General features: G+C 63.6%; 23 protein-coding genes. 11 read left to right on the plus strand and 12 right to left on the minus strand.

The features are described 5' to 3' along the window. Position 1 precedes the first annotated feature (1 nt). The 4 genes from L0V05_RS09350 to L0V05_RS09365 are packed head-to-tail and all read left to right on the plus strand — an operon-like array spanning position 2 to position 4278. Positions 2-910, plus strand: coding sequence for an ABC transporter permease (locus L0V05_RS09350; RefSeq protein ID WP_234869840.1), 909 nt, complete (start codon positions 2-4; stop codon positions 908-910). Next, complete coding sequence (locus L0V05_RS09355; protein ID WP_234869841.1) at positions 903-1706, plus strand: ABC transporter permease; 804 nt, start codon at positions 903-905, stop codon at positions 1704-1706. Before L0V05_RS09350 ends, L0V05_RS09355 begins: the two co-directional genes overlap by 8 nt. Positions 1707-1739: 33 nt before the next feature. Then, positions 1740-2765, plus strand: coding sequence for an extracellular solute-binding protein (locus L0V05_RS09360; RefSeq protein ID WP_234869842.1), 1026 nt, complete (start codon positions 1740-1742; stop codon positions 2763-2765). A gap of 22 nt (positions 2766-2787) precedes the next feature. Next, complete coding sequence (locus L0V05_RS09365) at positions 2788-4278, plus strand: amidase (RefSeq protein WP_255683690.1); 1491 nt, start codon at positions 2788-2790, stop codon at positions 4276-4278. 9 nt (positions 4279-4287) lie between these two features. On the opposite strand, the gene thpR is transcribed toward L0V05_RS09365, so the two are convergent. The 3 genes from thpR to L0V05_RS09380 are packed head-to-tail and all read right to left on the minus strand — an operon-like array spanning position 4288 to position 6454. Beyond that, a complete protein-coding gene (thpR, locus tag L0V05_RS09370) occupies positions 4288-4830 on the minus strand; it encodes an RNA 2',3'-cyclic phosphodiesterase (RefSeq protein WP_234869844.1) in 543 nt (180 codons plus the stop codon). Beyond that, the gene (locus tag L0V05_RS09375; RefSeq protein ID WP_406565970.1) at positions 4827-5933 is read right to left on the minus strand and encodes an acetoin utilization protein AcuC; all 1107 of its coding nucleotides are present in this window, start codon (positions 5931-5933) and stop codon (positions 4827-4829) included. Before L0V05_RS09375 ends, thpR begins: the two co-directional genes overlap by 4 nt. Next, the gene (locus L0V05_RS09380) at positions 5930-6454 is read right to left on the minus strand and encodes a glutathione peroxidase (protein WP_234869846.1); all 525 of its coding nucleotides are present in this window, start codon (positions 6452-6454) and stop codon (positions 5930-5932) included. The genes L0V05_RS09375 and L0V05_RS09380 overlap by 4 nt, the downstream gene beginning before the upstream one ends. Before the next feature lie 188 nt (positions 6455-6642). Here L0V05_RS09380 and L0V05_RS09385 point away from each other — a divergent pair, with 188 nt between their 5' ends. Next, entirely contained in the window at positions 6643-7152 is a 510-nt protein-coding gene (locus L0V05_RS09385; protein WP_234869847.1) for an NUDIX hydrolase, read from the plus strand. A gap of 50 nt (positions 7153-7202) precedes the next feature. Beyond that, a complete protein-coding gene (locus L0V05_RS09390; protein ID WP_234869848.1) occupies positions 7203-7619 on the plus strand; it encodes a DUF1178 family protein in 417 nt (138 codons plus the stop codon). A 6-nt stretch (positions 7620-7625) separates the two neighbouring features. Here L0V05_RS09390 and L0V05_RS09395 read toward each other — a convergent pair whose 3' ends face one another. Then, entirely contained in the window at positions 7626-7949 is a 324-nt protein-coding gene (locus L0V05_RS09395) for a 2Fe-2S iron-sulfur cluster-binding protein (RefSeq protein WP_234869849.1), read from the minus strand. 134 nt (positions 7950-8083) lie between these two features. Here L0V05_RS09395 and L0V05_RS09400 point away from each other — a divergent pair, with 134 nt between their 5' ends. Beyond that, the gene (locus tag L0V05_RS09400; RefSeq protein WP_234869850.1) at positions 8084-8704 is read left to right on the plus strand and encodes a sulfotransferase family protein; all 621 of its coding nucleotides are present in this window, start codon (positions 8084-8086) and stop codon (positions 8702-8704) included. Positions 8705-8819: 115 nt separating this feature from the next. Continuing rightward, positions 8820-9359 carry a peptidoglycan-binding domain-containing protein gene (locus L0V05_RS09405; RefSeq protein WP_234869851.1) on the plus strand — a complete coding sequence of 180 codons (540 nt, stop codon included), beginning with the start codon at positions 8820-8822 and terminating at the stop codon, positions 9357-9359. A gap of 52 nt (positions 9360-9411) precedes the next feature. Here L0V05_RS09405 and L0V05_RS09410 read toward each other — a convergent pair whose 3' ends face one another. The 6 genes from L0V05_RS09410 to rpiA all read right to left on the minus strand — a co-directional run bounded on the left by L0V05_RS09410 (position 9412) and on the right by rpiA (position 15547). Beyond that, positions 9412-10887, minus strand: a complete 1476-nt coding sequence (locus L0V05_RS09410) for a Do family serine endopeptidase (protein ID WP_406565964.1) — start codon at positions 10885-10887, stop codon at positions 9412-9414. Between the two features lie 141 nt (positions 10888-11028). Next, on the minus strand, positions 11029-11223 hold the full coding sequence (locus tag L0V05_RS09415; protein WP_234869852.1) for a DUF2065 family protein: 195 nt from the start codon (positions 11221-11223) through the stop codon (positions 11029-11031). Then, the gene (gene hflC / locus L0V05_RS09420) at positions 11220-12143 is read right to left on the minus strand and encodes a protease modulator HflC (RefSeq protein WP_234869853.1); all 924 of its coding nucleotides are present in this window, start codon (positions 12141-12143) and stop codon (positions 11220-11222) included. The genes L0V05_RS09415 and hflC overlap by 4 nt, the downstream gene beginning before the upstream one ends. Beyond that, on the minus strand, positions 12143-13339 hold the full coding sequence (gene hflK / locus L0V05_RS09425) for an FtsH protease activity modulator HflK (RefSeq protein WP_234869854.1): 1197 nt from the start codon (positions 13337-13339) through the stop codon (positions 12143-12145). The genes hflC and hflK overlap by 1 nt, the downstream gene beginning before the upstream one ends. A 55-nt stretch (positions 13340-13394) precedes the next feature. Next, positions 13395-14762 (minus strand): glutathione-disulfide reductase, encoded by a 1368-nt coding sequence (gene gor / locus L0V05_RS09430; protein WP_234869855.1) that lies wholly within the window; start codon positions 14760-14762, stop codon positions 13395-13397. Next, positions 14759-15547 carry a ribose-5-phosphate isomerase RpiA gene (gene rpiA, locus L0V05_RS09435; RefSeq protein ID WP_234869856.1) on the minus strand — a complete coding sequence of 263 codons (789 nt, stop codon included), beginning with the start codon at positions 15545-15547 and terminating at the stop codon, positions 14759-14761. Before rpiA ends, gor begins: the two co-directional genes overlap by 4 nt. Before the next feature lie 136 nt (positions 15548-15683). Here rpiA and L0V05_RS09440 point away from each other — a divergent pair, with 136 nt between their 5' ends. Then, positions 15684-17033 carry an Nramp family divalent metal transporter gene (locus L0V05_RS09440; protein WP_234869857.1) on the plus strand — a complete coding sequence of 450 codons (1350 nt, stop codon included), beginning with the start codon at positions 15684-15686 and terminating at the stop codon, positions 17031-17033. Between the two features lie 6 nt (positions 17034-17039). Here the strand turns inward: L0V05_RS09440 and L0V05_RS09445 are convergent, their stop codons facing one another. Further along, the gene (locus L0V05_RS09445) at positions 17040-17639 is read right to left on the minus strand and encodes an EF-hand domain-containing protein (RefSeq protein ID WP_234869858.1); all 600 of its coding nucleotides are present in this window, start codon (positions 17637-17639) and stop codon (positions 17040-17042) included. A gap of 161 nt (positions 17640-17800) precedes the next feature. Between L0V05_RS09445 and L0V05_RS09450 the strand changes: the two genes are divergently transcribed. Both L0V05_RS09450 and L0V05_RS09455 read left to right on the plus strand, forming a co-directional pair. Then, on the plus strand, positions 17801-18466 hold the full coding sequence (locus L0V05_RS09450; protein WP_234869859.1) for a glutathione S-transferase family protein: 666 nt from the start codon (positions 17801-17803) through the stop codon (positions 18464-18466). A gap of 7 nt (positions 18467-18473) precedes the next feature. After that, positions 18474-19853 (plus strand): L-serine ammonia-lyase, encoded by a 1380-nt coding sequence (locus tag L0V05_RS09455; RefSeq protein ID WP_234869860.1) that lies wholly within the window; start codon positions 18474-18476, stop codon positions 19851-19853. Between the two features lie 4 nt (positions 19854-19857). Here L0V05_RS09455 and L0V05_RS09460 read toward each other — a convergent pair whose 3' ends face one another. After that, positions 19858-20484: a sulfotransferase family 2 domain-containing protein gene (locus L0V05_RS09460; protein WP_234869861.1), complete on the minus strand. Its 627-nt coding sequence runs from the start codon at positions 20482-20484 to the stop codon at positions 19858-19860. Positions 20485-20543: the final 59 nt, after the last annotated feature.

Genomic DNA, 20543 nt, shown 5'->3' on the forward strand with positions numbered 1-20543 from the left:
GATGAGCGCCAACGAGGAGGCCGCGCGTCACCGGGAGGTCCGCAACGCCTGGGCCCTGTCGGCACCGGCGCTGATCCTGCTGCTCGTCGCAGCCATCGGGCCGCTGTTCATCATGCTGGTCTATTCCTTCCTGACGCCCGGCCAATACGGCAACGTGGAATGGAAGTTTTCCTGGGATGCCTGGATCGGCACGCTCTATTCCCGCGACATCTTCGACGGCACGCTGAAGCTTGCCGATGCGCATCTGACGATCTTCTGGCGATCGGTGAAGCTGTCGCTCCTTACCACGATCATCACCTTCATCGTCGGCTTTCCCACCGCCTGGTTCATCGCCACGCGGTCGCCCCGCTCGCGCGCGCTCTGGCTGTTCCTCATCACCATCCCGTTCTGGACGAACCTGCTGATCCGAACCTTCGCGATCAACGAGATCATCCGCAATGAGGGGCTGATAAACTCGGTCCTGATGTGGATGGGGGTGATCGACCAGCCGATCAACATGATCTACACCGACACCGCCGTTTTCGTGGGCATGACCTATGTCTACCTGCCGCTGATGGTGCTGCCGCTCTTCGCCTCGATCGACCGGTTCGACATGCGGCTGCTCGAGGCGGGCTATGATCTCTACGCGTCGCGCTGGCAGGTCCTGCGGCGGGTGATCGTGCCGATCGTGCGGCCGGGGATCGTGGCAGGCTCGATCCTGGTCTTCATCCCTGCCCTCGGGGCCTATGTCACGCCGCGCATCCTTGGCGGCGGAAAGAACATGATGATCGGCAACTTCATCGAGTTGCAGTTCGGACAGGGCCGGAACTGGCCGCTTGGCGCCGCGCTGTCGGTCCTGCTGCTGATCGTCGTGACGATTGCGCTCATGTTCTATGTCCGTGCCTCGACCAAGGGGACGAACAATGGCTGACCGCAGCTTCTCCGCCTCTCGCCTGCCGGGCTTCACTGCAACGGCGATCTTCGTCTTCATCGCGCTCTACCTGCCGATCCTGATGCTGGTGATCGGATCGTTCAACGGCGGTGAGTCCATCGGCGCCTGGCAGGGATTCACTCTAAGCTGGTTTGCCAAGGCCTGGGCCAACGACCATGTGAAGGACGCCACGATCCGCTCACTGGTGATTGCGTCGCTAGCTGCGGTGATCTCGACCACGGTTGCAACAATGGCCGCGATCGCCACGACGCGGCGGCGGCCATTCCGCGGCCAGACCTTCATCTACCTGATGATCAACCAGCCCCTTATGGTGCCCGAGATCGTGACAGCCGTGGCGTTGCTGATCTTCTTCGCCTCGATCAAGGTTGCGACCGGCTATCAGGGCCTTGGCTATCTGATCGCGGCGCACTCGGCGTTCTGCGTGCCCTTTGCCTATCTGCCGATCCGCGCCCGGCTCGAAGGCATGGACCTGACGCTGGAAACGGCGGCGGCTGACCTTTATGCGTCGCCCTGGCTGACCTTCCGACGGGTGACGCTGCCGCTTCTGTTGCCGGGGATCATCGCCGGCATGATGCTGGCCTTTGTCACCTCGCTGGACGACGTGGTCATTACACTTTTCGTTAAATCGGCGGGACAGGATACCCTGCCGACCTACATGCTTGCCCAGGTGCGTCGCCAGATCTCGCCCGAGATCTATGCGATCTCGACCGTGCTCCTCGCCCTTACGATCGTGCTGTTGACCCTGTTCTTCATTCTGACGCGCAAAAAAGACTGACTTAGAAGACAACCAACCGGGAGAAACCAGGAAATGAAAAGACTTCTGACGGTCACGGCCATCCTCATGGCCAGCACCGGCATCGCTTGTGCCGAGGGCGAGCTCCAGCTCTACAACTGGGGCGACTACACCAGCCCCGAACTGCTTGCGAAATTCGAGAAGGAGACCGGCATCAAGGTCACCGTGACCGACTACGACAGCAACGACACCGCGCTGGCCAAGATCGAGGCTGGCGGCCACGGCTTTGACCTCGTCGTGCCCTCGGCCAACTATGTGCAGATCTATGCCGAGAAGGGCCTGATCCAGGAACTGGACCTGTCGAAGCTGCCCCATCACGGCAACATCGCGCCGGAATGGAAGGACGTGCCCTATGACCCGGGCCGCAAGTTCACCGTTCCGTGGCAGTGGGGCACGACCGGCATGGCCGTGAACCAGAAGGCCTATTCGGGCGACATCAATACCTCGGCGATCTTCCTTGACCCGCCGCCGGAGCTGGTCGGCAAGGTCAACGTCACGCCGGAAATGAACGACGTGATCTCGCTCGCCACCTGGTATGTCGGCGGCGAGGCCTGCACCGAGGATACCGAGGTGCTGAAGAAGGTCCGCGACAAGCTTCTGGAAGCCAAGCCGAAATGGCTGTCGATGGATTATGGCATGACCGAGAAGATGTCGAACAACGATGTCATGGCCTCGCTCTACTGGAACGGAGCCATCTTCCGTGCCCGTCTCGCCAACCCGGATGTGAAGTACGGCTATCCGAAGGAAGGCTTCCCGCTGTGGATGGACCAGGTGGCCCTGCTGTCGGACGCAAAGAACGTCGAGGAAGCCTACAAGTTCCTCGACTTCATCATGTTGCCGGAGAACGCCGCGCTGATCTCGAGCTTCGCCCGCTACGCAAACGGAATTGCGGGGTCCGAGGAGTTCATGCCCGCCGACATGAAGGACGCACCGGAAATCGTCATCCCGGAAGAGTTCAAGGCAAAAGGCCACTTCCTGCTGCCGTGCAGCCCGAAGGCGCAGGAATACAACACGGCCATCTGGACCGAACTGCAGAAATGACCATGAAACGGATGCCGACCCTATGGGTCGGCATCCGGCAAGGCGGGGGGCTGAGAGCCCCCCGCACCGTTTGAAGTGTTCTTCCAATAAGAAGCAGGCCGTCATGGATCTGACAGGACTTTCCGCGAGCGCGCTGTCGCGGCTGATCCATGCGCGCAAAGTTGCACCTTCGGATGTGATGTCGGCGGTTCTTGCCCGGATCGCGCGCGTCAATCCGGCGGTCAACGCCATCGTCGCGTTGCGTGATCCCGGACTCCTCATGGCCGAAGCGCAGGCGCTTGACGATCTGGAGCCGAGCGGCTGGCTGCATGGCATTCCTTTTGCCATCAAGGACCTGCAGCGCGTTTCTGGCATCCTGTCCAGTTCCGGGCACCCCGGACTGGCCGATTTCATTCCGAAAGCCGACGACATGCTGCCCCGCCGGGTTCGAGCTGCGGGCGGGATCATCATCGGCAAGACCAACGTGCCCGAATTCGGCCTTGGGTCGCATTCCTACAACCCGGTGCACGGGGTGACTGGCAACCCCTATGACCCGTCGCGAAGCGCGGGCGGTTCGTCTGGCGGGGCTGCCGCCGCACTCGCCGCGCGGCTCGTCGCTGTTGCCGACGGTTCGGACATGATGGGGTCCCTGCGCAATCCGGCGGCGTTCTGCAACGTCTATGGCTTCAGACCGACCTTCGGACTGGTGCCGGCCGACCCGGAAGGTGATGGCTTCCTGCATCAGCTCGCGACCGATGGTCCCATGGCGCGCACCATCGAGGATCTGGCCCGTTTCCTGGAGATCCTTGCCGTTCCCGAGCCCACCGATCCGCATTCGCGCGCGTGGGAGCCATTCAGCGCGGGCCTCGATGTCGAGGTGAAGGGCACCCGGATCGGCTGGCTGGGGGATTGGGGCGGAGCGTTCCCGACCGAGCCCGGCATCCTTGACACCTGTGCGGCGGCGCTCGTCGCGCTGACCGATCTTGGTTGCTCTGTCGAAGCGGTCCCGCCGCCCTTCCCTGCCGACCGTCTCTGGGAAAGCTGGACCATGTTGCGCAGCTGGTCGGTGGCTGCTGGTCTCGGTGTCCTCTATGCCGAGCCGAAATCGCGGGCCCATCTCAAGCCCGAGGCGATCTGGGAGATCGAGCGAGGCCTGTCCTACAGCGCGGCAGAGATCCACCGGGCCAGCGTGATCCGCTCGCAATGGTATGCCACGCTCGCCGGGCTGTTCGAACGCTACGACGCATTGGTCTTGCCGTCGGCGCAGGTCTGGCCTTTCCCCAAGGAACAAACCTGGCCGCGCCGGATCGCCGGGCAGGAGATGGACACCTATCACCGCTGGATGCAGGTGGTGATCCCGGTGAGCTTGGTCGGCCTTCCCGCCCTGGCCGTTCCGGCCGGCTTTGGTGAGCAGGGCCTGCCGATGGGGGTTCAGATATTTGGCCCGAAGGGCACCGATCGGCGGCTGCTTCGGCTCGGACAGGCCTATCACCGGGCCACGGACTGGCCATCGCAGCGTCCGGCGGAAGCCTGAGCACCTGGCTCAACCAAGAGGATAGCGTGCGAGCGCCTCGTAGCGCGAGCCCGCTGCGGTGCGGATGCTTTCGAACAGGACGAACTCATTCACCTCCATAGGCCCCGCGCGAAAATCGCTCCCGCTGGCGACCGCCCGTTCGATCCGCATACGCTCCTCGATCCCGGGAGGGCGGAAGCGGCCGAGCGTGACATGCGGAACGAAACGGCGGTGCTCGGTCTCGACGCCAGCGCGGCGGACGGCGGTCTCGAGCTTTTCCTGAAGGCGCATGAGTTGGGGGGTCGGGGCGACGCCCGACCAGACAGCGCGAACTTTCTCGCCGCCGAATAGCCCGAGCCCTGCCATTTCCAGAGACAGCGCAGGCAATCTGAGCGCGCCGATTGCCTCGTGGACCTCTTCCAGCTTCCGCTCCGGCTGTTCGCCCAGGAAAACGAGTGTCAGATGCAGGTTCTCGAGCGGCTCCTTGCGCGGCAGCGGTAACAGGAACTGCTGCACGGCCAGGGCCGAACGCAATGCCTCGTTCAACTCGATGGCAAGGAAGGCGCGGATCATCGACGGGCCAGATGAGAAAGACGCGCCCGGATTTCTGGCCGTACCGGACCCTCGCGCGGCGCATCGCGCAGCGTTGTGAGCATATGCTCCTGCGGTTCGGGTCGGCCGCGGAACCGGGGCAGCGTCGCAAGGACAGCCTGCGCCTCGCGGGGCAGGAGGTCAGGGATCTCATCTCCGGTCAACGTCGCCCAGACGCCGGTCCAGCACCGGCCGACAGACCATGGGTCGTAACCTCCGCCGCCCAGAACGAGATAGCGCGGGGCGACGGGCCGCAGCGCCGCCACCACCGACCAATGGGCATTGTTCGACAAGGCAAGGCGCGACAACGGGTCTTCCAGAAGGGCATCCGCACCACATTGCAGGACGATCGCGTCGGGGCGGAATCCGGTGACGCGCGGAAGGATCAGGCCTTCAAGCGCCGCGCGCATCTCGCTGTCGTTGAAGCCGCGCGGAACCGGCAGGTTGAAACAGTTGCCGACACCTTCATCCTCCAGATGCCCCGTGAATGGCCAGCGTCCTTCCTCGTGGATCGAGATCAGCAGGGTTTCGGGATCGCCCGCAAAGGCCTCTTCCACGCCGTCGCAATGATGGGCGTCGATATCGACATAGGCGATGCGGCGAGCTCCGACCCGTCGCAGGACCAGCATCGCCAGAACCGGATCATTTGTGTAGCAGAAGCCGTTTGCCCGGGCGGGAAGGCCGTGATGGGTGCCACCTGCCGGAACGTAGATCACCCCGGCGTCGCGCAGGAGTTCCGCCGCCAGCATTGCCCCGCCTGCCGAGGTGGCCGGGCGGCGGAAAACCTCGGGGAAGACCGGATTTGCCACGGTCCCGAGGCCGAAGCGGCTGTCATCCGGCAGGGCATGGCCCCGCGCCTCGGCGGCCTGAAGCGCGGCGATGTAGGCGGGGTCATGGAACAGGCTCAGCGCTGCCGGCTTGGCACGCGGACTTTGGCGGAAGCGCGCGGGCGGCAGCCAGCCCAGTGCCCGCGTCAGGTCCATCACGGTCGAGACCCGGGGTATCCGCAGCGGGTGCTGGCCACCGTAGCTCGAGCGGCGATAGATCTCGGACCCGATCAGCAGCGGTCCGGTGGGCGCGCTCAGTTCAGAAGCGGCTCGATCTTCGACAGGATCGAAGGCGAGGTCGGTTTCGTCGTGGACCCCCATGTCGCCTGCACTTCTCCGTTCGGGCCAATCAACACTTTGTTGAAATTCCAGCGCGGCGTGAAGCCGGTTTCATCGCGCAGCCAGAGATAGAAGGGATGCGCTTCCGGACCGGTGACATGGGTGATGTCGGTCATCGGCAGGGTCACGTCAAACTGTATCGCGCAGTACTCCTTCACTTCCTGCGCTGACCCCAGTTCCTGGCGGAAGTCGTCCGAAGGCACGGCCAGAACGACCAGACCGCGCGACCCATAGCGATCCTGAAGCTCCTGCAGTTCGGTGAACTGGGGGGCGAACCCACAGAGTGAAGCCGTGTTCACGACCAGAACCGGCTGTCCGCGGAAGCTGTCGAGGTCGATTCTGCCCCCGTCGATCGAGGAAAAGGTGAAACCGGCCTGCGCCGCTGCCGTCGTCAGCAGGAAACCGATTGCACCTATTGCGCCCGAGACCCATCTCGTCATCGCCTTTCCTCCCAGCCCCGTTTCCAGCTTCTTTCTTTGGCGGGAACTAGTCCCGCCAGCGCAAGCGTCAACTCACCGCAGTAAAACGCACGGTCTGGACAAGAGGCTCGGATCGTCTGAAACTGACGCAAACGAGAGGCAAACTCCGAGCAGGCGGTTCAGTGAATAGGACAAAGATCATTACGCTGTTGAGCGATACGACCACCAGAACCCAGTACGGGGCGATCTGTTGGCGGATGCACAAGGCCGGCATTCAGGTGCTGCTTGTGACCTCGCGCGATACGGGGCGGTGGATCATTCCGAAAGGTTGGCCGGTCGAAGGGGCCACCGATGCCGGATCGGCCGAGCGCGAGGCCTGGGAAGAAGCCGGAGTACTGGGCAAGATGTTGCCGTTGTGTCTGGGGGTTTATGCCTATGACAAGGTCGTCATTCCAGGCCGCAGCATTCCCTGTGTAGTCGCCGTCTATCCCCTGCGCGTGACCGAACTGAAGAAGCGTTTCCCCGAACGCAAGCAGCGGCGGCGGAAATGGTTCTCAATCGAGGATGCGATCCGAAAAGTCGCTGAACCGGAGTTGCGCCAGATCCTGTCCGAATTCCGCCCCCCGAGCGAGGCCGCGATTGCGGCCGCCGGCCTCGCAGCCGCGCCTGGGCAGGTCAGTGGGAACCCGCCGGTCGAGCCCCCGCGCGACAGCGATTGAATTCCTGACGCGATCGATTATCTCGGTCCTCAGAAGCTCTGTGTGACAGAATGATCCACTACAACCTGACCTGCGCGTCTGGCCATGAGTTCGACAGCTGGTTCAAATCCTCGGACGCGTTCGATAGCCTCGCCTCGGCGGCGCGGCTAAGCTGCCCTGTTTGCGGAAATACCGAGGTTTCCAAAGCACTTATGTCACCCTCTGTCGCCATGGCAGGCGAGGCGCGAGACCTTGGCGCCCCCACGACCGAAATCGAGCAGGCGCTCGCGGCACTGCGCCGACAGGTCGAGGAGAATTCGGAGTATGTCGGGCTGAATTTCGCGTCGGAAGCCCGCAAGATGCACGAGGGCGAACTGCCGTCCCGGTCGATCTATGGCGAAGCGAAGCCCGAAGACGCGAAGCAACTGATCGAGGATGGCGTGCCCGTTGCGCCGCTGCCCTTCATGCCGCGGCGCAAGACAAACTGACCCGCGTCAGATCTGCTTTTCCGGCATCTGGACAACCAACCCATCAAGCGCAGGGGTCACCTTGAGCTGGCAGGTCAGGCGCGAACGCACCGGATCGGGGTTCCAGGCGAAGTCGAGCATGTCTTGTTCCATCGCGTCCTTGGCCGGAAGCTTTTCAACCCAATCGGCAGCGACATAGACGTGGCAGGTCGAACAGGCGCATGCACCGCCGCAATCGGCTTCGATCCCCGGAATGCCATTGTCTCGCGCGCCTTCCATCACCGTCAGGCCGTTCGGCACATCAACGACGTGCTCTTTACCGCCGAATTCGATATAGGTGATTTTCGCCATCGCCTTGTCCTTCAATCGGAATGCCCGCGGTTTCTAGCCTAGCCGCACGGCGGCTTCCATACCCCTGTTGCGCGACATTTCCTGTCGGCTTAGCGTCAGTCGAAGACCAGAGGCGATGCAGCCGGAGGCTTGCCATGCCGCTTGACGTCATCGGGACCGGATTTGGACGAACTGGCACGGACTCGATGCGAGAGGCCTTGGGCATTCTTGGCTTCGGCCCCTGCCATCACATGTTCGAGGTGAACTCGAATCCCGAGCAAAGGCGGCTGTGGCGCGCGCTCGCCGCAGGAGCGGCTCCGGATTGGGAAGCCCTTTTCGCGGGCTACCGGTCGTGCATGGACTGGCCCTCGGTGCATTACTGGCGGGATCTGATCGCGACCTATCCAAAGGCGAAAGTGATCCTGACCTGGCGGAGTCCTGAAAGCTGGTGGGAGAGCTATGAGCGCACCCTGCTGCCCGCGCTCAAGGGCAGCACCGATCCGGCCTCGCTTGGCGTTGCCCTGGTCGCCAAGCAGGCTCTTGGTGGGCGACCCGAGGATCGTGCCCATGTCATGGGTCTATACGAGGCGCATGTCTCGACAGTGAAGGCCACCGTGCCGGCCGACCGGCTGTTGATCCATAGCCTTGGCGATGGGTGGGGGCCGCTTTGCGCCCACCTCGGCGTGCAGGTTCCCGATGTTCCCTATCCACACCAGAACAGCCGGACTGAATTCACAACGCGCTTCGGCACAGGGGGCGATGCGCCAACGACCTGATCGTGCCGCAACGGTTCATCCGCGGGCGTGAGCGACTGCTTCCTAGGCAGAGGCTTTGGCGCTATCGTGTTCCGCAATCCGGGCAGACCGGCACGAATTACAACCGACAGGCCGCATGATCCGCTTCCTTGCTTCCGGTGCCCTGTTGCTGGCCTTGACGGCCTGCGACAGCATCCCGACGTCTGGCGCAGCCTCCGACGCCGACCTGCGCGCGGAACTCGTTCCCGCAGAGGAGGACATGCCCCCTACTGCGCCTGCAGGTGCGTGCTGGGCCAAGGAGGTGACGCCCGCCGTGATCGAGACGGTCAGCGAACAGGAGATGATCCGACCGGCGCAGCTTGCCGAGGACGGAACACAGATCTCGCCGGCGGTCTTTCGCAGCGTCACCCGCCAGAAGATCGTTCAGGATCGCCAGACGGTCTTCTTTCGGAAGCCCTGCGGGGCTGACGGCAACATCACCTTTACCGCATCGCTGCAGCGCGCGCTCAAGGCCCGCGGTCTTTATTCCGAGCCGGTTACAGGGGAAATGAACGAGGCCACGCGCCTTGCCATCCGCCGCTATCAAGAGCCACGCGGCCTTGACAGCAAGATCCTGTCGCTCGCGGCGGCGCGGGATCTGGGTCTTGTCGCCGTGGACCGCGACAGCCTGAGCTAAGTAGAGGGGGCGCCCAAGGCGCACCCCCATTGATCGCCAGTCCAGGACAGGATCAGCTCTTTTCGACCGACAGCGCGACGAACCGTGGGTCGCCTTCGCGGCGGACAAGCAGCAGCAGCGACTTGCGGCCGGCATCGCGGGCCTCGGTGACGCGGTCTTCCAGGTCGGACACGGTCGTGACCGGCTGCTGACCGGCTTCGGTGATGATGTCGCCTGCACGCAGGCCCTTGGTGTAGGCTTCGGACGCCGGATCGACCTCCATCACCGCAAGGCCCTTGGTGTCGGCAGGCAGGTTCATCTTTTCGGCGGCATCAGGGGTCACTTCGACCACCTTCAGGCCCAGAAGCTCCTGCACTTCCGGCTTGGCCGGGCTCTTGGCGGATGCCGGAACCGGCTCGGACTCTGCATCCTCGCGGCGGCCAAGCTTGATCGACAGAGTCTCGGATTTGCCGTCGCGCAGCACCACGACCTCGGTCGCCTTGCCAATGTCGGTGTCGGCCACCTTGCGAACCAGTTCGCGGGTGTCCTTCACATCGACACCGTCGAAGCGAACGATGACGTCACCCGACTTCATGCCGGCATCCTTGGCCGGGCCATCCGGCACGTCAGTCACCAGTGCGCCCTTGGCATCAGCCAGACCCATCGCGTCGGCAACATCCGGCGTCACGTCCTGGATGCGCACACCCAGCCAGCCGCGGCGGGTTTCGCCGTATTCCTTCAGCTGGTCGACAACCTTCGACACCACGTTCGACGCCATTGAGAAGCCGATGCCGATCGAGCCGCCGTTCGGCGACAGGATGGCGGTGTTCACGCCGATCACCTGGCCATCCGAATTGAACAGCGGGCCGCCCGAGTTGCCGCGGTTGATGGCGGCATCGGTCTGGATGTAGTCGTCATAGGTGCCCGAGAGCGCCCGGTTGCGGGCCGAAACGATCCCCGCCGAAACCGAGAAGCCCTGGCCGAGCGGGTTGCCCATCGCGACAACCCAGTCGCCGACCTGCATCAGGTCGCTGTCGCCGAACTTGACGAAGGGCAGCGGCTCTTTGGAGTCAACCTTGAGGAGCGCGATATCGGTCTTCGGATCGGTGCCGACGACCTTCGCATCCATCTTGTTGCCGTTGAAGAACTCGATCTGGATCTCGTCGGCACCTTCGATGACGTGGTTGTTCGTGACGATGAAACCGTCCTCGGACACGACGAACCCCGAGCCGAGCGCCTCGCTGCGGCGCGGGGCCTGCTGGCCGCCCTCGCCACCCTGGCGATCCTGGAAGTCCTTGAAGAACTCCTCGAAGGGCGAGCCTTCCGGAACCATCGGGCCGTCCTCGGTCGAGGCGGCAACGACGGCCGAGGTGGTGATGTCGACAACGGCCGGGCTGACCTGCTTGGCCAGATCGGCAAACGATTCAGGGGCGGTGAACGCCAGGGCCGGGACGACCGGCGTAGCCGCAACGGCGGCACCCAAGAGCGCTGCCGCAACCAGGTTGCGCGCGGTCTTCGGCCGGGCGGCGGACTTGGTGATGAGGGACACTCGAAACTCCTTTTGGCTGCATGAGACTGCCGGTCACGCGACCGGCCTGATCCGCAGATACACCGCGGAGGGGGGCCAACTGCAATGCAATCCCGTTCGCATAGGCTCAATTCGATGTGAAAGATCCGTTAGCGGAATCTGTCACGCCCCGAGGTGACGGGCAAGCCAGACGAGCACCACGCCCAGGGCCAAGGCCCCCAATCCCAGAGCGCGGCGCTGGTCCCGGGGCATGGCAGAAAATCGTGCCAGCAGATCCTCCATACGCGAAGGGGCCAGCGCAAGCGCCAGCCCCTCAACCGAAAGCACCAGACCGATCGCAAGGAGCAAAAGGCTCATGGCGCAGTCTGTCCCTCGGCTGCGGAATCCAAGGGGGTAGCCGAGGACACAGCCGGGGTGTCAAAGCCATTGAGATACTCGAAGAAAACCGAATTCGGTTCGAGCACGATCGAAGAATTCGTTCCTTTCAGGGACGTCTCGTAGGCCTGCAACGACCGGGTAAAGGCAAAGAACTCCGGATTCTTGCCATAGGCCGCCGCATAGATCGCGTTGCGCTTGGCGTCGGCCTCGCCGCGCACGACATCTGCCTGACGCCGCGCGTCCGAGGTAAGTTCAACCACGGTCCGGTCTGCGGTTGCGCGAACCCGCGCCGCGGCTTCGCCACCGCGGGCGATCTCGTCCGCTGCCTCACGCTCGCGCTCGGCACGCATCCTGGCATAGGTCGCCGCCAGGTTTTGCTCGGGCAGATCCGTACGGGTTAGGCGAACGTCGATCACGTCGATTCCAAGGGCGGCCGCCTCGCGCCGCGCAAGATCGCGGATGCGGTTCATCAGACCTGTGCGGTCCTCGGACAACACGGCACTCGAAGGCACCGAACCCAGAACCTCGCGGATGGCCGCGTTGATGATCCGTTCGAGCCGAACCTGCGCCGCCCGCACGCCCTCGGCACCCACAGATTCGCGGAACTCGATAAGGTTCACGATCTGCCAGCGCGCAAAGGCATCGACGACAAGACGGCGATCATCGAGCGGAGTCACTTCAAGCGGCTGCGTCGGCAGGCCTAGGATTCGTCCGTCATACCTTACGACTTCCTGGATAAGCGGGATCTTGAAACCAAGGCCCGGATCTTCCTTCACCGCCTTGACCTGGCCGAACTGCAGGACAAGTGCTTTCTCGCGTTCGTCGACGATGAAGACCGACGACAGGCCAAGCACGATCGCGACGATCAGCGCGGGCAGGATGATGGATGCGCGGTTCATCAGTTGCTCCCCCCAGACTGGGTCGCGGCGGCTCCGGCGCCTCCGGGCGCAGTCAACCGGCCAAGTTCATTCAGCGGCAGGAAGGGCACGACCCCCTGCCCCGCAGCCTCGCCCCCGGCGACGCCGTCAAGGATGACCTTGTTCATGTCGCCGTACACTTTCTCCATCGTCTCGAGATAGAGACGGCGACGGGTGATCTCCGGCGCCTTCTCGTACTCTGTCAGAAGCGACAGGAAGCGGCTGGTCTCACCTTCGGCCGCATTCACGACGCGCGAGCGGTAGGCCTCGGATTCCTCCAGCAGACGTGCCGCATCACCACGGGCGCCAGCGGTGACCCGGTTGGCATAGGCATCAGCCTCTTTCTCCAGCCGGTCCCGCTCCTGCTGGGCCGCCTGAACTTCGCGGAAGCTGTCGATGACCTCGCGCGGCGGGTCGGCACGGTCGAAGTTCACCCGCACCACGTTGATGCCCGCATTGTAGCTGTCGAGCGTCGCCTGCACCGCCTGGCGCAGATCGGCGGCGATGGCGCCCCGGTCGCGGTTCAGGATCGGCGCCAATTCAGACCGCGCGATGATGTCGCGCATCGCACTTTCGGAGACCGCGCGGATCGTGTCGGTCGGATCGGCAAGGTTGAACAGGTATTTCGCCGGATCTGTGATGTTCCAGACAACCTGGAACTCGATGTCGACGATGTTCTGGTCGCGGGTCAGCATCAGGCCGGTGTCATTGTCACCATCCTTGCCCGTGCCGATATCCGTCTGCCGTTCGCCGGTCACCTGAACGATCTCGGCAGTGACGAAAGGCCAGGGCGCAAAGTTGAGGCCCGGATTGCCGATGCCGGAATACTTGCCAAGGAACAATTCGACCGAGCGTTCTTCAGGCTTGACCGTGTAGAAGGACATGAAAGCCCACAGACCAAGTGCCGCGAGTGCGCCAAGCGCCAGACCCTGGCGCGTGAATATGGGGCCGAGACCCCCACCACCGGACCCGCCGCCATTGCCGCCGCCGCCCTGGCGACCACGGCCGCCCATCAGGACGCGGAGCTGTTCCTGCCCCTTCTTCATCAGTTCGTCGATCTCGGGGAGCTGCGGGCCTTCGCCCGGCCGCTTTCCCCCGCGATTGTTGTCACCGCGGTTATCGCCGCGATTGTCGCCGCCCGAACCTCCGCCGCCCCATGGGCCGCCGCTGCCTGCCATGCGTTCCTTCCTTCACGTCGTGCTGCAACGCGACTTGGTCATCGCGCGGCGAATTTCAAGCTTTTCGCACCGGAGTGCGCAGAGTCACCAGTTCTTCGGCCATCGTTGGATGGACTGCAACCGTGCGATCGAAGTCCTCTTTCGTTGCCCCCATGCGGATCGCAATCGCCGCAAGCTGGATCATTTCGCCCGCTCCGGGTGCGACGATGTGACAGCCGAGAACCCGGCGGGTCGCCCGGCTGACGATCAGCTTCATCAGTACGCGATCCTCGTCACCGGCAAAAGCCGACTGCATTGGACGGAAGGCGGTCGCATAGACCTCGATCGGCTCGATCTCGCGTGCGGCCTCTTCCGTGAGGCCGACGCTGCCAAGTTCCGGCTGGGTGAAGACCGCCGAGGCAACGAGGTCATGTTCGGCCTGCCGCGGAACGCCGCGAAAGACGGTATCGGCAAAAGCGTGGCCTTCGCGGATTGCGACCGGCGTCAGGTTGATACGGTCAGTCACATCTCCCACGGCGAAGATCGAGGGAACAGCTGTCTGGCTCCAGCCGTCAACTTCGATCTGGCCGCGCCGGCCGATGCCGACGCCCAATGCCTCAAGTCCCAACCCTTCGGTGTTCGGCACGCGTCCGGTCGCATACATCACGGCATCGAATTCGCAGTCGTGGCCGTCGGTCGTGGTCGCGCGGATTGTCCCCTCCGGCGTTCGCTGAAGCCGGATGATCGAGGTGCCGGTGCGCAGATCGATTCCCTTCATCCGCATCGCGTTCGCGACATGGCCGCGTGCCTCGTCATCGAAGCCGCGCAGGATTTGCGCCCCACGGTAGAACTGGCTGACCCTCACGCCCAGACCATTCATGATGCAGGCGAATTCCGATGCGATGTAGCCGCCGCCGACGATCAGGAGCCGCTTCGGCAATTCCGGCAGATGGAACATGTCGTTCGAGGTCATGACCAGATCAGATCCAGGGAACTCAGGGACGAAGGGGCGCCCGCCTGTGGCGATCAGGATCGTGCGGGCAGTCACCACCTGCCCGGTGGTCAGGCGCACCGTATGGGGATCGTCCAGCGTCGCGCGGACGTTGAACACCTCAACCCCGGCTTTGGCGAGAGTGTTGCGATAGGCCCCCTCAAGCCGGTCAAGCTCGGCCTCGAGTTTCGAGCGAAACGCAGGCCAGTCAAACCCGCCCGCGCTGACCTGCCAGCCATAGGTGACGGCCTCTCGCAGCATGGCGGGATAGGACGAGGCGAAGACCATGAGTTTCTTTGGGACGCAGCCCCTGATAACGCAGGTGCCACCCATACGGTCTTCTTCTGCCAGGGCGACACGGGCGCCACCCTCGGCCGCGGCAATGCGCGCGGCGCGCACGCCGCCGGACCCGCCGCCGATCACGAAAAGATCGTAGTCAAAAGGCTGACTCATTCGTCGGCCTCGAGGAAAATGTTGTCGGGTGCGGTGAAGAACAGGCGGTCCTGTTCGACCGTACCGGCATTGATGTCGCGCACCTCGACACGACCGTCGCCGTGTCCGATCACCACGACATCACAGATATCGATGAACAGCCCATTCTCGACCACGCCGGGGATCTGGTTGAGGACCAGCGCCAGTTGCCGAGGGTTCCCGATGCGCTTCAGATGCAGGTCAACGATATAGTTTGCCTCGTCGGTCAGAAGCGGTCGGTCGCCGTTCATCCGCAACGTCACGTCGCGGCCCAGAACATCCATCCCGGTCAGCAGCTCTTCGATCAACGATTTCGTCGTCTGCCATCCGAAGGGGATCACCTCGACCGGCAGCGGAAAGGCACCAAGCTGGGTCACGTCCTTGGCCGCGTCGGCGATCACTACCATCCGGTCAGATGCGGTCGCGACGATCTTTTCCTGCAGAAGCGCGGCACCGCCGCCCTTAATGAGATTGAGGTCACGATCGACCTCGTCGGCGCCGTCGATCGTCAGGTCCAGCCATTTCGCCTCGTCGAGGCTGACCACGGTAAGTCCGAGGTCATGCGCCAGTTCCGCAGTGCGGGTCGAAGTCGGCACCCCTTGTACGCGAAGTCCCTCGTTACGGACCCGTTCCGCCAGGCACCGCACCATCCAGGCCGCGGTCGATCCGGTGCCAAGGCCCAGCTTCATCCCGTCTTGCACGAAGTCGACAGCGCGCTTGGCGGCCACGAACTTGGCCCTTTCGATGGGGGAGAGATCGCTGGTCATGAATGGCTCCAGAGCTGGGACTGCGTCGTTATAGGAAACATCCCCGCCCACTGCGAGACCGAAAACCCCTGCTGCCCTTGACTTTCAGGCTCGGCACGCCATTCTTGCGAATTATTCTCATTATCAGGAACGCGTGGTGCAGGACAACTTTTCGCTCAACGGGCTAGCGGCAGCAGATGCCGGCAATTGGCGCCGTGATCGCGGGGACGCGGCCCTTGCCGATGTCCACCGCTCGGTCCGCGTGCCGACAACAGGCTGGCGAAAATTCGTGGCCTTTCTCGGCCCAGGCTACATGGTGGCCGTGGGCTACATGGACCCGGGCAACTGGGCGACCTCGCTCGCGGGCGGGTCGAAGTTCGGCTACACGCTGCTTTTCGTCGCGCTGATCTCGAATATCATGGCGATTGTCCTGCAATCGCTCTGTGCCAGATTGGCAATCGCCTCTGGGCGCGACCTAGCCCAGGCCTGCCGCGACGCCTTTCCCCGCTGGATCAACATACCTCTGTGGTTCCTGGCGGAATGCGCGATCATAGCTACGGACATTGCCGAGGTGATCGGCACCGCCATCGGCCTGAACCTGCTGTTCGGAATCCCGCTGGAGCTAGGGGTGCTTATCACCGCTCTCGATGTGTTCCTGATCCTGTGGCTGCAGACCAAGGGCTTCCGTTGGCTCGAAGCCTTCATCATTACTCTGCTCGGGGTCATCGCGCTCTGCTTCGGCATCCAGATCGTGCTTGCCGACCCGGACTGGGGCGGCGTGATCCGCGGGTTCGCCCCGACGACCGAAATCCTTCACAATCCCGAGATGCTTTATCTTGCGCTCGGCATCCTTGGCGCGACAGTCATGCCGCACAATCTCTATCTTCATTCGGCCATCGTGCAAACCCGGGACTTCGGTCATACCCTGCCAGAGAAGCGTCAGGCGCTGACCTATGCGACGCTCGACAGCACCATCGCATTGATGTTCGCGCTGCTCATCAACGCCTCAATCCTCATCCTCGCGGCCGCGAGCTTCCATGCCACGGGCCAGACAGACGTGGCCGAGCTCGGTGATGCGCATCTGTTGCTCGGGCCGCTGTTGGGCTCGGCAATTGCGCCGACACTCTTCGCCATCTCGCTCTTGGCCTGCGGCCTGAACTCGACAGTGACGGCAACGCTCGCCGGCCAGGCGGTGATGGAAGGTTTCCTGCAGATGCGGTTGAAGCCGTGGGTGCGGCGGCTGATCACCCGGGCGATTGCAATCATCCCGGCGGCGGGGGTGACCATTTTCTATGGCGCCCAGGAAACCGGGCGGCTGCTGATCCTTACGCAGGTGGTGCTGTCGCTGCAGTTGAGCTTTGCCGTGGTGCCGCTGGTGATGTTCACCACCGACCGGCGCAAGATGGGCGCCCTTGTGGCGCCAGGCTGGCTGGCGGTCGCAGCCGCGGTGATTGCCGTGGTCATCGTGGCGCTTAACCTCAAGCTCCTGTGGGATTTCCTCGGCTGACCCTGTTCAGCCCCCCGTCTTTTCCTGCTCAGGCGCAGGCAGATCGGCGACAGCAGCCATAACTGCGCGGTATTCGGCCAGGGTGACCCTCTCGTCACCGTCGGTATCAAAGCGCATTACCCCGCGCATCGCGGCGATCTCACGGTCCGGCACGTCCTGTTCCGCCTCTGCGGCTGCGAACTGGCGCAGTTCCCCGGGATCCAGCGCGCCGTCGCGGTTTCGATCCGCCCGCGATGCCGCAACAGCCAGCCAGCCGCGATTGCGCGCGCCGGAGGAGGAGGCGAGCGCTGCCAGCTCGTCGGCACCAAGCGTGCCATCGTTGTCGAGGTCCGCAGCAAGCAGCCGCGCCAGAACCGAGGCGCGGGCATCCGCCAGTCGCAAGGATACCGCAGTATCGATCTGGTCAGCACTGATGCTGCCGCCCGAACCGGACCCTGCGATCAGCATCACCACGGCCTCTTCCGCCCGGTCTGGCGAGACTTGCATCCGTTTGACCACCGCCGCGGGCAGGCCCGCCGCAATTGCCTCCGCAGAACCATTCCCGTCCTGCGCCTGCACCAACACAGGCAGCAGAATAAACACAACTGCCATCCTGAAGATCGCCATTGCCCGTCCTTTCCGGTTGCTCACCGGAAGACTGGGTGCCCTTGGTTAACCGCAGGTGAACGCCAGACAGAAAGCTGCGCGGAATCTGTCGGGAAACGGTCGCTTTCCGCTTGGCCTGCAGCCACCTCTACCCTGATAGTCCCATTAGTTAGGGAGCCTCCATGTACGTCCTTCATGCTATGCCCGATACAGCGGGCCTTGTCGTCGATTGTGTCTTGCGCGAAATGGGCGTGCCCTTTCGCCTGCATCTGATTGATCGCGCTTCGTCGGAGCGGGAAGCGCCGCCCTACCGGTCGCTTCATCCCGAAGGCAAGGTCCCGGTGCTTGAAACGCCAGACGGACCGATCTTCGAGACTGGCGCCATCCTGTTGTGGCTGGGTGAACGCCATCCCGGCTTCTGCCCACCGCCGGGCAGTCACGAGCGGGCCGCATTCCTGAAATGGTTCGTCTATACCAACAACGCGCTGCATACGACACTGATGGAACTGTTCAATCCCGAACGTCACGCCGGTTCGCAGGAAGCCGTGCCGGCCTTTCTTGCGACTGCGGCCGGTCGCATGTCGGGACAGATTGCGCTTCTTGAAGCGATGGCCGCGAGCCGCCCGGACTGGTGCGCCCCTGGACGGCCCACGATCCTTGGTTACTATCTGTCCATGTTCCTGCGCTGGATCCTCTCCTTCGAGGCAAGCCACCCTGCCAACCGCCGCGGTGAAGATTTCCCGGCGCTCCTTGCCCTCGCCCGCTCGTTGGAGACGCGGCCCGCCGCCCTTGCCGCAGCCGAGGCGGAAGTGCTTGGGCCGACGATATTCTCAGCGCCAAGCTACTGAGGTCGCGATGTTTTTATCCGTCTTCGACATGTTCAAGGTAGGCGTGGGCCCGTCATCGTCGCACACGATGGGCCCGATGGTGGCCGGTGCGCGCTTTCTGGATACGCTTCGGAACAGCCCCTTCCATCCGAAAGGCCTGCGCGCCTCGCTGCACGGGTCGCTCGCCTTCACCGGTGTCGGCCATGCAACCGACCGGGCCACGATACTCGGGCTCGCGGGGTTCGAGCCTGCGACCTACGATGCCGAAAAGGCCGAAGCCACGCTGGCCCGCATCCGCGAAACGAAACTGATCGAGCCTCCGGGCCTGCCGGCAATGCAGTTCGACCCGGCGACGGACCTTCTCTTCGACTACGGCCCCTCGCTGCCCGGCCACGCCAACGGCATGATCCTGAAGGCGACGGATGCGCAGGGCGACGTGATCCTCGAGGAGACCTATTACTCCATCGGCGGTGGCTTCGTGGTGACCGAGGCCGAACAATCCGAAGCTGGCGGACAAAAAGCCAAGGCCCGCGCGGACGTGCCCTACCCCTTTGAGACCGCCGACGAGATGCTGGAGATGGCCAAGGCATCGGGCCTGTCAATCGCGCAAATGAAGCGGGCGAACGAGCTGAAGTTCCGCAGCGCCGCCGAGATTGATCGCGGCATCGCCCGAATCTGGGAGGTGATGAACAGTTGCATCGAGCGCGGCATGAAGGGCGAAGGCATTCTGCCAGGAGGGTTGAAGGTGCGCCGCCGGGCCAAGGGCATCCATGACGCGCTGATGGCCGAACGCGGTCTGAACATGACCGCCCCGCATACGATCAACGATTGGATGAGCCTCTATGCCATGGCGGTGAACGAGGAAAACGCCGCCGGCGGACAGGTCGTGACCGCGCCCACCAATGGCGCGGCGGGCGTTCTGCCCGCCACGATCCGCTACTGGCTGGATCACGTCCCCGGCGCCTCGGTGACGCGGATCGGCGATTTCCTTCTGACTGCGGCCGCCATCGGCGGGCTCTGCAAACACAATGCCTCGATCTCAGGGGCCGAATGCGGCTGTCAGGCCGAAGTCGGCAGCGCCGCCGCCATGTCGGCCGCAGGCCTGGCGGCCGTGCTTGGCGGGACGCCCGAGCAGATCGAGAACGCCGCAGAGATCGCTCTGGAACATCATCTGGGCATGACCTGCGACCCGGTGAAGGGGCTGGTGCAGGTGCCCTGCATCGAACGCAACGGCCTCGGCGCGATCAAGGCGGTCTCGGCCGCAAGTCTTGCCATGCGGGGGGACGGGCAACATCTCGTCAGCCTTGACGTCTGTATCGAGACGATGCGGCAGACAGGCAAGGACATGCATGAGAAGTACAAGGAAACCTCACTCGGCGGCCTGGCCGTGAACGTACCGAATTGCTGAAAGGTCAATTCGCGCGGCGAAGGCATCCCGCCGCGCGAACCGTATCGTAAAGGGCGAAATCCTCTGCCCAGTGCTGCCGCAATGCTTCGGACAGCGCGGCAGGGACTTCAGGCAGCGGCTCGGCAGGGGACGCGTTGCGGCGCGGCAGGTGCAGGCCAGTATGCGCGCGCCTGGACAGAAACATCTTGAGACCTTTGAGATTTGCGAAGTCGAAAAGGTAGTCGACCTCGGCGCGTCCGTCTGCAAAGCCTACGAACCGCGCCTGGCTGCCTGTTCGAGCATGGGCCGGCACCGGGCGTATCAGACAACCCGCAAGAAACTGCTCGAAGGTCATGCCCGAGGTATCGACCGGCAGGCCGCGAACCTTTTCGCGATGGCGGTACCGATACCAGCTCCAGGCTCGGTCGATCGGATCGCGGACCACAGCGAATGTCTCGATTGGACCGCCCAACGCCAGCGAAAGCGGCTCCTCGATCTTCCGGCGAAATCCAACGATACCGATATGCCGGTCAGCTTTGTCGCGAACGATCACCTCATCGGCGAAGCCGCGCTTCATCATGCGGGCAATCGAGGTGCTGGCCGCCTTCGGCATTTCCAGGAACACCAGACGCTGCCTGCCAAGAATGATCATCCGCCTCTGACGCCTCCCATCGAAACCGAGCAGAGCGCAAATTCCCGGCGCCAACAAGC

The organism is Alitabrizicola rongguiensis, from assembly GCF_021491355.1.
Taxonomy (GTDB): domain Bacteria; phylum Pseudomonadota; class Alphaproteobacteria; order Rhodobacterales; family Rhodobacteraceae; genus Aliitabrizicola; species Aliitabrizicola rongguiensis.